This is a genomic window from Streptomyces sp. BE303, from assembly GCF_036290945.1.
Lineage (GTDB): Bacteria > Actinomycetota > Actinomycetes > Streptomycetales > Streptomycetaceae > Kitasatospora.
Genome location: NZ_JAQYWZ010000069.1, coordinates 1 through 530, shown reverse-complemented (window position 1 = coordinate 530; position 530 = coordinate 1). Strand labels below are relative to the sequence as shown.

The following is a 530-nucleotide window of genomic DNA, read 5'->3' as shown; positions in this document are numbered from 1 at the left end:
GCAAGCCCGGCAAGCGGAGACGGCCCGGCTCAAAGCCATGGCCGAGACGGGCACCGCCGAGTGCAACCTGCGCCGCGAGGAACTGGAGACGGTCCTGCTCCTACGACCCGAGGGCCTTGAACTGTGGCATCCCCACGTCGAGCAGGCGTTCATCCACGAGGGTCCCCAGGGCGTCGCAGAGATGGTCGAAGACCTGCTGCAGCGGTCCCCCGTGCCCCCTGGGTGCCGAACGGCAGCCCGCGCGGTCTACACCCCCGAGGCCCAGCAACTCCTGGTCGACGTCGAGCTTCCGAACCACGAGATCGTCCCCGCGGTGGCCTCCTACCGCTACGTCGCCCAGCGGGCCGAGGTCGTCCCCCAACCCGCCAGACAAGCCGAAGTCCACGACGCCTACGCCCGGCTGGTGGCCCGCCTGGCCCTCCGGGCGCTGGACGAGGCGTTCACCGCCACACCGGCAGCATTCGTGGAGACCGTCATCCTCAACGGCCGCGTCAACGCCACCGATCCGACGACCGGCCAGGCCGTCCGGG

Annotated in this window: 1 pseudogene; it reads left to right on the top strand. The window is 70.9% G+C overall.

The features are described 5' to 3' along the window. Nucleotides 1-37 precede the first annotated feature (37 nt). A pseudogene (locus tag PUR56_RS00255) lies at nucleotides 38-530 on the top strand (hypothetical protein); the annotation flags it as partial.